This is a genomic window from Streptomyces sp. NPDC015127 (assembly GCF_043080095.1).
Lineage (GTDB): Bacteria > Actinomycetota > Actinomycetes > Streptomycetales > Streptomycetaceae > Streptomyces.
Genome location: NZ_JBIBVE010000020.1, coordinates 83,269 through 96,854 on the forward strand (window position 1 = coordinate 83,269; position 13,586 = coordinate 96,854).

The 13,586-nt window shown below is 69.0% G+C and carries 12 protein-coding genes; 6 read left to right on the forward strand and 6 right to left on the reverse strand.

Translation table 11 applies throughout. The features are described from left to right. The first annotated feature begins 14 nt into the window (after positions 1 to 14). The 5 genes from ACF08N_RS31890 (at position 15) to ACF08N_RS31910 (ending at position 4,761) form a co-directional block, all read left to right on the forward strand. The gene (locus tag ACF08N_RS31890) at positions 15 to 677 is read left to right on the forward strand and encodes a hydrolase (protein ID WP_392328194.1); all 663 of its coding nucleotides are present in this window, start codon (positions 15 to 17) and stop codon (positions 675 to 677) included. Positions 678 to 720: 43 nt separating this feature from the next. After that, complete coding sequence (locus tag ACF08N_RS31895; RefSeq protein ID WP_392328195.1) at positions 721 to 1,245, forward strand: DoxX family protein; 525 nt, start codon at positions 721 to 723, stop codon at positions 1,243 to 1,245. After that, on the forward strand, positions 1,226 to 1,963 hold the full coding sequence (locus ACF08N_RS31900; RefSeq protein WP_392328196.1) for a YoaK family protein: 738 nt from the start codon (positions 1,226 to 1,228) through the stop codon (positions 1,961 to 1,963). The genes ACF08N_RS31895 and ACF08N_RS31900 overlap by 20 nt, the downstream gene beginning before the upstream one ends. A 165-nt stretch (positions 1,964 to 2,128) precedes the next feature. Beyond that, positions 2,129 to 3,775, forward strand: a complete 1,647-nt coding sequence (locus tag ACF08N_RS31905; protein WP_392328197.1) for an MFS transporter — start codon at positions 2,129 to 2,131, stop codon at positions 3,773 to 3,775. Then, positions 3,772 to 4,761, forward strand: a complete 990-nt coding sequence (locus tag ACF08N_RS31910) for a pirin family protein (RefSeq protein ID WP_392328198.1) — start codon at positions 3,772 to 3,774, stop codon at positions 4,759 to 4,761. Before ACF08N_RS31905 ends, ACF08N_RS31910 begins: the two co-directional genes overlap by 4 nt. Before the next feature lie 35 nt (positions 4,762 to 4,796). Here the strand turns inward: ACF08N_RS31910 and ACF08N_RS31915 are convergent, their stop codons facing one another. The 6 genes from ACF08N_RS31915 to ACF08N_RS31940 all read right to left on the reverse strand — a co-directional run bounded on the left by ACF08N_RS31915 (position 4,797) and on the right by ACF08N_RS31940 (position 10,052). Continuing rightward, positions 4,797 to 5,846, reverse strand: coding sequence for a helix-turn-helix domain-containing protein (locus ACF08N_RS31915; protein ID WP_392328199.1), 1,050 nt, complete (start codon positions 5,844 to 5,846; stop codon positions 4,797 to 4,799). 39 nt (positions 5,847 to 5,885) lie between these two features. Further along, entirely contained in the window at positions 5,886 to 6,224 is a 339-nt protein-coding gene (locus ACF08N_RS31920) for a GNAT family N-acetyltransferase (RefSeq protein ID WP_392328200.1), read from the reverse strand. Positions 6,225 to 6,262: 38 nt separating this feature from the next. After that, positions 6,263 to 7,162 carry a helix-turn-helix domain-containing protein gene (locus tag ACF08N_RS31925; RefSeq protein WP_392328201.1) on the reverse strand — a complete coding sequence of 300 codons (900 nt, stop codon included), beginning with the start codon at positions 7,160 to 7,162 and terminating at the stop codon, positions 6,263 to 6,265. Positions 7,163 to 7,199: 37 nt separating this feature from the next. Continuing rightward, complete coding sequence (locus ACF08N_RS31930; protein WP_221748864.1) at positions 7,200 to 8,045, reverse strand: alpha/beta fold hydrolase; 846 nt, start codon at positions 8,043 to 8,045, stop codon at positions 7,200 to 7,202. A gap of 212 nt (positions 8,046 to 8,257) precedes the next feature. Continuing rightward, positions 8,258 to 9,508: a PucR family transcriptional regulator gene (locus ACF08N_RS31935; protein WP_392328202.1), complete on the reverse strand. Its 1,251-nt coding sequence runs from the start codon at positions 9,506 to 9,508 to the stop codon at positions 8,258 to 8,260. Positions 9,509 to 9,608: 100 nt separating this feature from the next. Continuing rightward, on the reverse strand, positions 9,609 to 10,052 hold the full coding sequence (locus tag ACF08N_RS31940) for an SsgA family sporulation/cell division regulator (RefSeq protein WP_392328203.1): 444 nt from the start codon (positions 10,050 to 10,052) through the stop codon (positions 9,609 to 9,611). 700 nt (positions 10,053 to 10,752) lie between these two features. Here ACF08N_RS31940 and ACF08N_RS31945 point away from each other — a divergent pair. Further along, positions 10,753 to 13,503, forward strand: coding sequence for an ATP-binding protein (locus tag ACF08N_RS31945; RefSeq protein WP_392328204.1), 2,751 nt, complete (start codon positions 10,753 to 10,755; stop codon positions 13,501 to 13,503). The last annotated feature ends 83 nt before the right edge of the window (positions 13,504 to 13,586 follow it).

The following is a 13,586-nucleotide window of genomic DNA, read 5'->3' on the forward strand; positions in this document are numbered from 1 at the left end:
AAGGCTCCACTCTCATGGTCAACATCTCCGAGGTCACCGCCGCCCCCAGCCCCGACCTGCTCACCCCGGACAACTGCGCGGTGCTGTTCATCGACCACCAGCCGCAGATGTTCTTCGGCACCGGCAGCGGCGACCGCACCGCCATCATCAACTCCACCGTGGGCCTGGCGAAGTCCGCCAAGGTGTTCGACGTGCCGGTCGTGCTGAGCACCGTGGCCGCCGAGACCTTCTCCGGCCCGCTCATGCCGCAGCTGGCCGACGTCTACCCCGACCAGAAGATCATCGACCGCAGCACGATGAACGCCTGGGAGGACGTGAACTTCGTCGAGGCGGTCAAGGCGACCGGCCGCAAGAAGCTCGTCATCGCCGGTCTGTGGACCGAGGTCTGCGTCGTCCTGCCGGTGCTCTCCGCCATCGCCCAGGGCTACGAGGTCTACGTCGTCACCGACGCGTCCGGCGGTGTCACCCCGCAGGCCCACGAGCACGCGATCCAGCGCATGGTGCAGGCCGGGGCCGTCCCGGTGACCTGGGTGCAGGTGCTCCTGGAGCTCCAGCGCGACTGGGCCCGCACCGAGACGTACGCCGCCGTGGGCGACGTGGTCAAGGCGCACGCCGGCACCTACGGCCTCGGCATGGTCTACGCGTACGCCATGACCGGCGCCCACTCCGCCGGCTGATTCCCGCACCGGCACTGAAACGTCAGGAACAGGCAGGGACACGATGGACGCTGGACTGTTGATCCTCCGGCTGGCGGTGGGGTTGCTCATCGCCGGGCACGGTGTGCAGAAGGTGAGCTTCCGGCTCGGCGGCAACGGATTGGCGGGCGGGACCGAGGAGTTCCGCCGGGACGGATTCCGCGGCGGTCGGCTGACCGCCCTCGCCGCGGGAGCCAGTCAGATCGGTTCCGGCCTGTTCCTGGCGGCCGGCCTGCTCACACCCCTGGCCGCGATGGCCGCCATGGGCGTGATGACGGTCGCGGGCACCGTCAAGTGGGCCAAGGGGCTGTGGGTCCAGAACGACGGCTACGAATACCCCCTCGTTCTCGTCGTCGTCTCCGCCGCACTGGCCCTCACCGGGCCCGGACGGTGGTCCGTGGACCACGCACTGGCCGTCACCCCCTGGCCGGTGTGGGTCTCCGTCGCCGCGATCGTGATGGGTCCCGCGAGCGGCTTGCTCACCCGCGTGGTGCTGCACCGGCCGCCCACGGCGGCGGAAGGGAAGCGGTATGCGCAGGCTGCTGAGTGACGCGTTCCGCACCCTGGTACCGCGTGGAGAGGAACGTCACGGCCCGCTGCCTCCCCTGATGTTGATCCTGACGGTGGTGACCGGACTGGTCGACGCGGTGAGCTATCTGGCGCTCGGGCACGTCTTCGTCGCCAACATGACCGGCAACGTGGTCTTCCTCGGGTTCGCCCTGGCGGGCGACGAGAGCCTGTCCGCGCTCGCATCCGTCGTCGCGATGGTCGCGTTCCTCCTGGGCGCGCTCGCAGGGGGCAGACTCGGCACGCGGTTCGCCCTGCACCGCGGGCACCTGCTGCGCACGTCGACGGCCGTGCAGGCGATCCTGGTCACGGTCACCGTGGTGGTCGCCGCCGTATCGGACGGCCGGGTCACCCCCGGCGTCCAGTACACCCTGATCGTTTTCCTGGGACTCGCCATGGGCCTGCAGAACGCGGTCGCCCGACGCCTGGGTGTTCCGGACCTCACCACGACCGTCCTGACCCTGACCCTGACGGGCCTGGCAGCGGACTCCGCCACGGCCGGCGGCGAGGCACCACGCCCCGGCCGCCGGATCCTCTCCGTGCTCGCCATGTTCCTCGGCGCCCTCGTCGGAGCGCAGCTGGTCCTGCACGGCCATCTCGCCCTCACCCTGGGCCTGACGCTGGTGCTGCTCGCGGTCACCTCCGTGATCACCCACCGTCTCTCGACCGCCGATGCCGCCTGGATCCGGCCGCGGCCCTGAACAACACACCGGCCCACCGGTGGCACTGCGCCGAGGGAACACACCCCGTGCGCTGACGGTCAACAACGACCGGTGGGCCGGTCCTAGGTTTCCACGACGACAGTCGCCTGGCATACGCGACATCCGCCGGAGTCAACGCATCCGCACCCACCCGCCTGGACCGCCATGAGCACCGCTCCACCCTCCACGCCAACGCAGTCCCCCAAGCCGGATTCGGCGTGGGCCCCGCTCGCAGCGCGCGTCTTCCGGGCGCTGTGGATCGCCCAGTTGGTCTCCAACATCGGCAGCTGGATGCAGATGGTGGGCGCCCAGTGGCTGCTGATCGGGCACGACGCGGCACTGGTGACGCTCGTCCAGACGGCTTCCAGCCTGCCCGTCGTACTCCTGGCTCTGCCCTCGGGCGTGGTCGCCGACCGCTACGACCGTCGCAGGGTGCTCCTGGCCGCACAGTTGGCCATGCTCGCGGTTTCCGGCGCGCTGACCGCGCTGGCGTTCGCGGACGCGCTCACCCCGGTGCTGCTGCTGGTGCTCACGTTCCTGCTGGGCTGCGGGGCCGCGTTGATGGGCCCGGCCTGGCAGGCGATCCAGCCGGAGCTGGTGGAACGCCGTCAGCTCGGACAGGCCGCCGCGCTCGGCGGCGTGAACATGAATCTGGCCCGCGCCGTCGGACCGGCCGTAGGTGGACTGGTCGTGGCAGCGGCGGGCGCGGGGTGGGTATTCGCCTTCAACGCCGCTTCCTACCTCGGCATCGCCGCCGTCCTGCTGCTCTGGCGGCCTCCCCGGACGGTTGTCCCCGCCCCCAGCGGTGAGAAGCTGCTGACCGCCCTCGACGCCGGCCGTCGCTACGTGTGGTACGCACCCGGCATCCGCCGGGTCCTGCTGCGCATGATCCTGTTCATCCCTGGTGGCGCCGCCCTGTGGGCGCTGCTGCCGCTCGTCGCGAGCCGGTCCCTGCACCTGGACTCGGGCGGCTACGGGCTGCTCCTGGGCGCGGTCGGCGTCGGCGCGGTCGCGGGAGCCTTCGTATTGCCCCACAGCAACCGGGTGCTCGGCGCCAACGGCACTCTGGGCGGCGGTGCCCTGGTCTTCGCGGGTGTCCTGGCGGTACTGGCCACCGTGCACTCCCCGTGGCTGGTGACGGTGGCGCTGCTGTTCGCCGGTCTGGCGTGGATCGGGGTCCTGTCCACCCTCAACGCGGCCATGCAGACTCGGCTCCCGGGCTGGGTCAGGGCCCGTGGCCTCGCCGTCTATCTCCTGGTCTTCCAAGGCGGCCAGGCGCTGGTGGCGCCGATGTGGGGCGCCCTCGCCGACCGGCTGGGGCTCGCCGTCCCCCTCCTGGCCGGCAGCGCGTTGCTGCTGATCAGTGCCCTCAGCCTGCAGCGCTGGCCGCTGCACGGCGCAGAGGGCGTCGACCCCTCCCCGTCCGAGCACTGGCCGGTCCCGCCCCTGGTGTTCGAGCCCGGGCCGGCCGCCGGCCCGGTGCTGGTCACCGTCTCCTACCGCGTCGCCCCGGGAAACCGATCCGCCTTCAGTAACTGCATGCATCACGTCGCCCGTTCCCGGCGGCGCACCGGAGCCCTCACATGGGGGCTGTACCAGGACGGACAGGATCCCGGGCACTTCATCGAGAACTACCTCGTCGCCTCCTGGTCCGAGCATCTCGCCCAGCACAGCGACAGACTCACCCTCACCGACCGTCGCTACGAGGAGCGGGCACGCCGTCTCCTCGTCCCGGGCACCCGGCCAGAGGTCACCCACGCGTTCGACACGTCATCGGGACCCGTCGTCCCGGAAGGAGGCGGTGCTCAGTGAGCAACGTCGAAACAGAGCCAACCGAGTCGCACCGCGGAACACCGGCCGACGGCGAACGGAGCGCGAGGGTCCCGCACATCGACGTACTCGCCCCACGGGACGTCCCCCTCGGCGGCCCACGGGCGATGAAGGTACGGCGCACACTGCCGCAGCGCGCCCGACCCCTGATCGGAGCCTGGTGCTTCGCCGACCACTACGGCCCCGACGACGTCGCGGTCACGGGTGGCATGGACGTCGCCCCGCATCCGCACACCGGCCTGCAGACGGTGAGCTGGCTGTTCAGCGGGGAGATCGAGCACCGGGACAGCCTCGGCAGCCACGCGCTGGTACGACCGGGCGAGCTGAACCTCATGACGGGCGGGTACGGCATCAGCCACTCGGAGGTCTCGACCGCCCGGACGACGATCCTGCACGGCGTCCAGCTGTGGGTGGCGCTGCCCGAACAGCACAGGAACGCGGAACGCGACTTCAAGCACCACGTACCCGACCCCGTACGGATCGCCGGAGCCGAAATCAGAGTGTTCTTGGGCTCCTTCGCCGGGGACGTCTCCCCCGTACCGACCTTCACGCCCCTGCTCGGTGCCGAGATCGTCCTGGAGCCCCACGCGGCCGTCACTTTCGCCGTCGACCCCGGCTTCGAGCACGGCCTTCTCGTCGACCACGGGCACGTCCGCATGGCCGACACGCTCCTGCACCCTGCTGAGTTGGGATATGCCGACACCGGTAACGACACGTTGACGTTGACGAACGAGTCGGACGACACAGCCCGGACGGTCCTGCTCGGCGGTACCCCGTTCGACGAACAGATCGTCATGTGGTGGAACTTCATCGGCCGCAACCATGAAGAGATCGTCCGGGCTCGGGAGGACTGGCAGAACGCCTCCCAACGCTTCGGCGCGGTCGAGGGATACGACGGCGAGCGCCTTCCCGCGCCGGTCCTGCCGAACGCCGTGATCGCACCACGTGGAAATCCGCCGCGCCGTTGACTCTGATTCGGCGACCTCGCCGTCATACACAGCCCTCAGGCTGCCTCGCCCCCTTCGCCCCCTTCGCCCCGCCGGCCCGAGCCCGTCGACGACGGCACGAGCTTCCCGCGCTGCTGCCCCAGGCCGCTTGGTTGCATCCGCTCGGCCGTCTGCCATTCGCGGGGAGACATTCCGTACGTGGCGCGGAAGACGCGGCTGAAGTGGCTCGGGCTCACGAGGCCCCAGCGCCGGCCGACCGCCGCCACCGTGAGGAGGGGGCCCGAGGCCTGCGACAGATCCCGCCTGCACCTTTCCAGCCGTTGCCGCAGGATCCAGCGGCTCACTGTGGTCTCTTCGTACTCGAAGAGCTTGTGGAGATACCGGACCGAGATGTGGTGCGCGGCCGCGACCACCTCCGGTGACAGGCCGGGATCGGACAGATTCCGAACGATGTATTCCTTGATCAGCGCCAGCATGGCGTGGGCCGATCCCGGCGCCTGCGGGTTCAGCTTTCCGGACCGCTCTTCGACCAGCAGCGCCAGGAGGTCAGTTGCGATGATGCCGAGCCTGCGTCGGACAGACACATCGAAGGTCCCCATGCCCTGAGACAGGCGCGTCAGGTACGTCGCCACCAATCCGCTGCTGCCTCCGCTGCTGGAGAAGAGGGTGGCGGTCAGCGCCCGCAAGTCCTGCTCAGACACTCGTAGATCCTTACGGGGCAGGTGAAACGATGTGAAGCTGAATCCCTCCGCCAGTTCGTTCCGGAAGGGACGGCCGGAGTCGGCCATCGCGAACTCGCCAGGCCGCATGAGGACCTGCCTGCCGCCCTGTTCGAGCGCGCCCGTCCCGCGGTGCTGAAGCACGACAGTGATCCACTCATCGCCGTCCTTGGCGATCAGGCGTGGAGTGCGGGTGACCACCTGTGGGCCTGCCCGCACCGCGGACACCTGCAGGGATCCGAGCTGCTCGCTCGATATCGCCCCCACCGAGGGCTCACGCTCGAGCAGCTTCACCCCGAGCGGCATGAACGTGTTCGAAACCACCTCGTGCCAACATTCCGCCCGCTGGGACGGAGACAGCGGTGCGGTCGACAGAACGACAGACATGGGACCTCCTGCAGAGATGTGAGTGGATCAACCCGGCCGTCAGCCCAACTCCGTGTCCAGCCACTGGAGGACCTCAGGGGTCACCGGGTCGGTGATGTCGTTGAACTCTTCATGCCGGGTCAGGTACTTGGCCACATAGGGACAGACCGGCACGATGCGCTTGCCCGACCTGCGCACGTCGGTGAGTGCCTCATGGACCAGCTGCGCGGCCAGCCCCTGTCCGGCGAAGGCGTCGTCGACTTCCGTGTGGTAGAAGACCCGCTGCTCACCACGGTCGCGGTACGCGGTCAGGCCGACACGCTTTCCATCGACGAGGATTTCGTAACGGTGCCTGTTGTCTCTCCGCTCTACGGCCGGAGCGGCGGAAGGCTGGGTCATCGGGATCCTTTCGGTTGGTGCGGGTAAGTTGCCGGCGATCAGCCGTCAGCCCGCGCGTTGGTGAGCGGCGAGCCGACGCCCGACGCTGCCATTGCCTGCCACTCGCTGGGGGACATTCCGTAGGCGTCCCGGAAGGTACGGCTGAAATGCGATGGGCTGCTGAAGCCCCAGCGGTGCGCCACAGCAGCCACGGTGACCGTTCGGTTCGACGTCCGACCCAGCTCGTGCCTGCAGGAGTCGAGCCTCCGCTGCCGCACCCACTGGCTCACTGAGGTGCCGTCGTTCTGGAAGAGTTTGTGCAGGTAGCGGACGGAGATGTGGTGCGCGCGTGCGATCGATTCCGGTGACAGGTCCGGCTCCATCAGATGCTCTTCGATGAAGCTGCGGATCCGGGACAGCATCTCGCTGCCGGCCTTCGGTGCGCCGCACGTCTCCTCTCCCGCCTCCGTCTGAAGGAGTTCCATGACGAGGATGGCGAGGAGATCCACGGCACTACGGGCGAGCCGGTCACCGATCGCCGACCGGTGGAACTCCGCCTCGGCGGCGAGCGCGGACAGGAAGTCCGACACCAGCGCGCCCATGCCCTCGCTGTGCCGCACCGGCACACCCAGGACACGGTCCAGGTCCGACTCCGAAAGGCCCAAGTAGCAACGGGGTATACGGAAGAACGTCATCTGGCAGTCCTCGCCGAACTGCAGGAAGTGACGCCGGGCCGGATCACAGAAAACAATGTCACTCGGCTCCAGGGAAACCTTGTCCCCAGCCCAGGTGATCGCGACCGACCCACGGACATGCATTCCCAGGTACAGGAATTCGTCATCACCGCCGTCGGGCAGTTCGGAAAGAATCCGAATAACCCCGAGATCAGAGGGAAAAAGGGGGTCGGATGCTTGCCCACTCCCCGTTTTTGGCACACGTGTCATCAAGGACTGGGTCATGAGAACTCCAACTGAATGTTCACCCAGGGGCCGAAGCCTAAATTTCAGCTTCCTCCGCCAGGAACTTCTCCACCACGGCATTGAAGGCGGCGGGGTTTTCGAGGAAAGGAAAATGTGAGCTTGCCACGTCGGTCGGGAAGACGTGAAGTCGTGCGTCCGGAATCTGCTCGGCGATGAAACGCTGCGAACCGGGATTCACGTGGCTTCCGTCGCAGCCGATCACCAGTGTCGGCACATCGATCCGGGGAAGGACATCGCGCCAGTCCTGTGCACAGTGGTCGAACAGCAGGGGAACGCCGGCATAGGGCGGCGTCGATGTGATCTGCTCGGCGACGAAAGCCAGCATCTCGGGGTCCGGGTCGCCGGAGAACATGCCGCGCACGAAGTCTTGGCGTGTCTTCTCACCGTCCGGTCCGGCGAGCGCCGCACCGAGTTCCATGAGTCCCGCCACGTCGAAGATGGCGCCGGAGTCCTGCTGCTCCTCCACCGTCATCCAGGGAACGGCCGCAACGGCCGCGGGCTGGTCGACGGCGACGAACCGCCGGATCCGGCCGGTGCCGTACTGGTCCATGAAGCTCCACCACACCGAGACGCCCATCGACCAGCCCAGGGCGTCGAACCGGTCCAGGTGGAGCTGGTCGACGAGTTCGAGCACATCGCGCGCCAGGCGGGCGATCCGGTAACCGTGGTGCGGTTTGCCGGACAGCCCGTGGCCGCGCAGATCCACTGTGACCACCCGGCGGGACGGGGACAGACCGGTGAGCTGGTGCCGGAACATCTCCTGCGTCTGACCCCAGCCGTGGAGCATGACCAACGGGACGCCGTCGCCTCCACTGTCGCGGTACACCAGCTTCGTACCGTCGTTCGTCGTCAGTTCTCCCACAGCTTCCCTACCCGGTGTCCAGCCTGCGCGCCAGGCTTGTCCTGCCGCTTCGGCAACCGAACACCGACGAGGACCAAGGCTGTCAGCGTTCGTGTAAGACATTCTCGGACATCGGGCGTTTCGGCTGCCACCGCGCGTCGTAGGGATCTGGCTGAGGAGCTTTCTCGCTCTGTAGAAAGCTGCCGGATGCCGCGACGTTCGACGAGGTGACGTCAGACACCGGCGTCGCCGGTCCGCGAGGCGAGGAGTTCCTCGATCCTGAGACCCATGTGCAGAATGAGCCGGTCAGCGCCGTTGTCCAGGTCGAGACCGGTGATCTCCTGTATCTGCCGCAGGCGGTAGTACAGCGATGTCCGGTGAAGTTGCAGGGCGTCCGCGGTCTTGGGGATCGATCCGGCGTTCTCGAGGAAGCACCGCAGCGTGTCCCGCAGCCGGGGGCCACCATTGGCCTCGGTCAGGGTGCGCAGCGGCTTCGGAATCAACGACTCGTTCAGGGCGTGCTCCGGTAGCTGCAGGAGCACGCCGAACTCCCCCAGCTCCTCCCAGTCACCCACGCCCTTCAGGTCGGGCAGCCGGCGCGCCGCACGGACCGCCACGAGCGCCTGCTCGTACGAGGTCCACGCGTCGGCCAGACCGGCCTGGCACCCGCCGATGCCGACCACAGGAGCGGCCGACGCGTCGAGGAAGGTGCTGAGCGCGTCGATGACGCGTCTGGACTGCTCGCCGAGTTCGTCCGGGCTCGGGGGCCGGTCGCGCATTTGGAGCAGAATCGCGCGGTCCTGCTCGATCGCCATGATGCCGTGCGCCGAGCGCGTCTGCAGGAATCCCTCCACCGCGCCCCGGAGAGCTACCTCGATCTGCCCCGGACACTCCTGGCCCCGTGCCACCTGGATGACGCTGACCACGGCGTACGGCGTGTCCCTCAGCAGCCCCCTGTCCAGTGCCCGCTGTCGCGCCGCGTCGCGCGCTGCCGGGCTGCTGCCGAGCAGTTCGAGCAGCAGGTCCCGCGTGTCGCTCTCCTCGGTGTCGGCCGCGAGGTGTTCCACGTACATCTGCGAGGTCATGGCGCGGGCTGCTCGCGCGACGGCCTTTATCTCCTGCTCGGTCAGTACCTGCTGGGGCACGACGATCATCATCAGGCCGAGGAGGTGGCCGCGCTCCCGAAGCGGCACGACGTAGCGGGGCAGCAGCCCGATGTCGTCCCGGCCGTCGACGAATCCGGGCTTGGACCACTGGGCCACGCCCTGCGCGAGGACGTACCGGATGGCCTCCCTGTCGGCGCGGCCCTGCAGCAGCGTGCGGACGCGCACGGGGTCCTCGTCGCCGAAGTGCCGACTCGTGCAGATCATTCTGACCAGCGGGTCGTCGATCGCCACGGACCGGCCGAGCTCCTCCGCGAGTTCGTCGACGAGACACTGGAGCGCCTCACTGCCGGGGCGGGCTCGCTGGAGCCGTTCGGTCATGCGGAGTCCCTCTCTCGATGACCCCTTTCTACAGACAGTGGAACCCTGTCGGCAAATATTCGACAATGTGAGAAACGGCTGCGCTGCCCGAGCCGGTCTGTCAGTCGCTTTCCGCCATGAGTTCGGCGACGACCCGGTCCATGTCGATGTGGAGGTCCTCCGTGCCCGGCGGCACGACCAGATCGGTCTGCTTCAAGAACGCGGTGACCGCCGAAGCCGCGATGTCCAGCAGAGCGGCTCCCGCGGCGGACCTGACGACCACGCGCACCGCGGGCCGAGCGTGGCGGCGCCGGGGTATCACCAGGACGTCTCCCACGCCCACCGGTTTGCGCAGCCCTTCCGACAGCAGACTGCGGGCGAACACCCAGTCGACCGTGCCGGTCGACGTCGCCCCGAGGGAGAGGCACACGGCGTACGGGTCCGTCCTGTCGTAGCGCAGTTCCGCGGGCAGTGATATCGGCGGTTGGTCCGCGACGACGACGTGCACCACCACTTCGTGGGTGACCGAGATCTCGTCGGCGGCATCGGAAAACGGCTTGCTCATTTCGCACCCCGATCATCGGGTCCCTCAGGGGAAGTTTCTTTGCGAACAACCTAAAACTTCCCATGGGGGCGCCTTGTCGAAGAACGTACGAGGTGTTGTCTGAGAAAGAAGAAGCGGCCGCGGACTTTGCCGGACTGGCGGATCTCACGAGAACTCGGGCGTGCGACGCCGGTCGTGACCGGCGCGCCACCGGCCGGGGGGCCGTAAGCTGACCGGAATACCCGGCTGAAGTGAGCGGAATTGGTGAAACCCCAGCGGTGTTCCGCTGTGTCGATGGCGAGAGCCGCATTCTCCCCCTGCCCAGATCCCGCAGGCACGCCTTACCGCCGAGCCGCTCGTCGGCCAGGACGGTCAGGCCGGCCACGGCGCCGAAGGTCCGGGACAGGGCCTCGCGCCAGTAGGTCCGTCGTTGGTGGGCAGGCGCCGTAGCCGTGGTGAGCGGGTTGCCGGCGAGACTGTGTTCATCGGGTGGCGGTGCGCCTGGCGTCACGATTCCGGGCCTTTCAAACTTTCAAGCACTTCCACCATCCAGCCTGGGACCGGCCTGTGTCCGGGGCATCGGCACGATGACTGCGAAGTGACTGTCGGTCGTGGGGCGCGGCGCACGCCGCGCCCTCACCGCAGGCGCCCCAGCTCCCGACATACAGCGCACATACAATGTTTTCGCTGCTCATACGTACTGGGGCCTGGGGGTCATCGGATGTCGGGCCACGAACTGTTCGGCAGGGACAAGGAGCGCACCGCTCTCGATGCGCTCGTCGACGGGCTGCCCGAGGGGGGCGGGGTGCTCGTGGTCCGTGGCGCTCCCGGCATCGGCAAGTCCGCGCTTCTGTCACGGGCCGCGCACCGGGCGCAGAGCGCCGGAGTCGCCGTGCTCACCGCGTCCGGGGTGGAGGCCGAGACCCATCTGCCCTTCGCCGGGCTCTACGAGCTGACGCGGACGATGCTGGACCGTGTTCCAGAGCTGCCGCCCGTCCAGGCGGAGGCGCTGCTCGGGGCCTTCGGAATGGCCGAGCCGCCCCCCGCGGGGCGTGCCCCGCAGCTCTTCCTGATCGCTCTGGCGACGCTCGACCTGCTCACCGAAACAGCAGGCCAGACGCCCGTGCTGCTGGTCGTCGACGACGCGCAGTGGCTCGACTCGCCGACCCTGGACGTTCTCGTGTTCGTCGCCCGGCGACTCGGGGCCGAACCCTTGGGAATGCTGCTCGGCATCCGCGACGGGCACACGACGCCCCTGGACACCCTCGCGCTGAGCGAACTCCGACTCCACCCCCTCACCACGAACGATGCCGGGGCCCTCCTGGATGCCGTGGAGCCGCAGCTCGAACCGCCACTCCGGCACCGGGTGCTCGACGCGGCCGCGGGGAACCCCCTGGCCCTCATCGAACTGCCCGCCGCGCTGCGTGAGCAGGGAGCCCCGGCCGAGGCCCTGACCTCCTCAGCCGTTCCCCTCACCTCAAGACTCGAGCAAGCATTCGCCTCTCGGCTGCTCGACCTGCCGTCCGACACGGGGAGCGTGCTGCTCGTCGCGGCCTCCGACGACGAAGGGGCGCTGGGCGAGGTCCTCGCTGCCGCTTCGGTATTGGCGGGCTCCGACGTCTCTCCGGAAGCCTTGTCTCCCGCAGTGGAGATCGGCCTGGTCACGGCGGACGAATACCGGATCCGGTTCTGCCACCCTCTCGTGCGGTCGGCGATCCTGCAGACCGCTTCGCTCGCCGATCGCCTCGCCGCGCACGGCGCGCTGGCCGCGGTCCTGGACGGTCAATCCGACCGTCGGACCTGGCACCGGGCCGCCGCCAGCGGTCGGCACGACGAATCCGTCGCCGCGGAACTGGACGAGACAGCCGCCAGAGCGGAGGCGCGAGGCGCGCCGGCCGTGGCCCTGGCGGCCCTGGAGCGGTCCATCGCACTCGGCGAAATCCCCTCGCGCAAGGGAAAGCGCCTGCTCAAAGCGGCGGAACTGGCCCTCGAACTCGGCAGGACGGATCAGGCTGCGGCCCTTCTCCATCTGGCGGCACCGCTGGAACTCGACGTGCTGGAGCGGGCCCGCACGGTACTGCTGAGCGAGGCACTCGAAGTCGATGTGTCGAAGAGCATCCCCCGTCTGCACCTCCTGATCGCCACGGCGGAGGATGTGGCAGACGCCGGTGATCCCGAACTCGCGCTGCGGCTGCTGCGAGTCGCGGCGCGACGATGCTGGTGGGCCGATCCGGGGCGCGCTCTGCGCGAGCGTGTGGTGGCCGCGGCCGAGCGGCTGCCCGTCCCTGAGCTGCACCCCGACCTGGTGTTCATCCTGGCCGCCGCCACCCCGCTCGAGCGTGGCGCGACAGTGATCGAGCGGTTCGAGCGCCTGGAGAGCGAGGGCGGCTACGACGCCCTCGCCGCCGCCACGCTCGGTACGGCGGCCACGACGATGGGTGGCTACGACCATGCGGCGGGCTTCCTCCGTCACGCGGCGGCCGGCCTCCGGGCCCAGGGACGGCTGGGGCTCCTCGCCCAGTCCCTGGTGTCGCTGTCGTTCACCGCGGCGCACATCGTGGACTGGGAGTCGGGCCTGCCGAGCGTGGCCGAGGCCCTGCGGCTCGCAGAGGAGAACGCCCAGCCTCGCTGGGTCACCGGTGCACTCATCGCGAAGGCCCATTGCTCGGCGGTGCTCGGGGACCTGGAGACGGCGCAGACCGCCATCGGACAGGCTGAACGCCACGTGCTCGCCGTGGCGAATTCCTCCAACCTCGCCTTCATCCAGATCACGCGAGGCATGATCGGACTCGCGGCCGGCCGTCACGCCGAGGCGTTCGCCTGCGTGTGGCGGGTCTTCGACCCCGCGGACCCCGCGCACCATCCCTATATCCAGACCATCGCGATCCCGGCGCTCGCCGAGGCCGCCGTGAGCGACGCGGAACGGGCCGTGGCGCGCGACGCCCTCAGCCGGCTCGACGAAACGGCCGCGGCCACGACGGCCCGGCTGATCAGGGCGAACCTGGGCTTCGCGCACGCCCTCCTGGCCGACGACGAGGACGCCGAGGCGTCGTTCCGGTCGGCGCTCGACCTGGACATGTCCAGGGACCCCTTCACGCGGGCGCGCCTCCTGCTCGCCTACGGCGCATGGCTGCGTCGTAGGCGACGGGTGATGGAGTCCCGAGCGCCCCTGCGGATCGCCAGGGAGTCCTTCGCCTCTCTGGGGGCCCAGCCCTGGCACGAGCGCGCCTGCCAAGAGCTCCGCTCCGCGGGCGAGGGTGGGACACAGAGCATGCCCGCGGACTGGGATCTGCTCACGCCGCAGGAACTGCAGATCGCGCAGATGGCCGCTACAGGACTCACCAACCGGGAGATAGGCCAGCAGCTCTACCTCTCCCACCGCACCATCGGAGCACACCTGTACCGGATCTATCCGAAACTGGGGATCACCTCCCGTGGCCAGTTGCGGGAGAAGCTCCAGCTGGAGGGATGAGGACCGGCCGCCGATGGCCGCCGTACCACGCCCAGGGCCCCGGCCCAGTCGGTGAATCCGCGGTGTCCTCTCTGTGACCCGCC

Excerpts from the sequence above, each read along its gene's own strand:
- ACF08N_RS31890 (WP_392328194.1), top strand. The coding sequence starts at position 15 with ATGGTCAACATCTCCGAGGTCACCGCCGCCCCCAGCCCCGACCTGCTC.
- ACF08N_RS31895 (WP_392328195.1), top strand. The coding sequence starts at position 721 with ATGGACGCTGGACTGTTGATCCTCCGGCTGGCGGTGGGGTTGCTCATC.
- ACF08N_RS31900 (WP_392328196.1), top strand. The coding sequence starts at position 1,226 with ATGCGCAGGCTGCTGAGTGACGCGTTCCGCACCCTGGTACCGCGTGGA.
- ACF08N_RS31905 (WP_392328197.1), top strand. The coding sequence starts at position 2,129 with ATGAGCACCGCTCCACCCTCCACGCCAACGCAGTCCCCCAAGCCGGAT.
- ACF08N_RS31915 (WP_392328199.1), bottom strand. The coding sequence starts at position 5,846 with ATGTCTGTCGTTCTGTCGACCGCACCGCTGTCTCCGTCCCAGCGGGCG.
- ACF08N_RS31920 (WP_392328200.1), bottom strand. The coding sequence starts at position 6,224 with ATGACCCAGCCTTCCGCCGCTCCGGCCGTAGAGCGGAGAGACAACAGG.
- ACF08N_RS31925 (WP_392328201.1), bottom strand. The coding sequence starts at position 7,162 with ATGACCCAGTCCTTGATGACACGTGTGCCAAAAACGGGGAGTGGGCAA.
- ACF08N_RS31935 (WP_392328202.1), bottom strand. The coding sequence starts at position 9,508 with ATGACCGAACGGCTCCAGCGAGCCCGCCCCGGCAGTGAGGCGCTCCAG.
- ACF08N_RS31940 (WP_392328203.1), bottom strand. The coding sequence starts at position 10,052 with ATGAGCAAGCCGTTTTCCGATGCCGCCGACGAGATCTCGGTCACCCAC.
- ACF08N_RS31945 (WP_392328204.1), top strand. The coding sequence starts at position 10,753 with ATGTCGGGCCACGAACTGTTCGGCAGGGACAAGGAGCGCACCGCTCTC.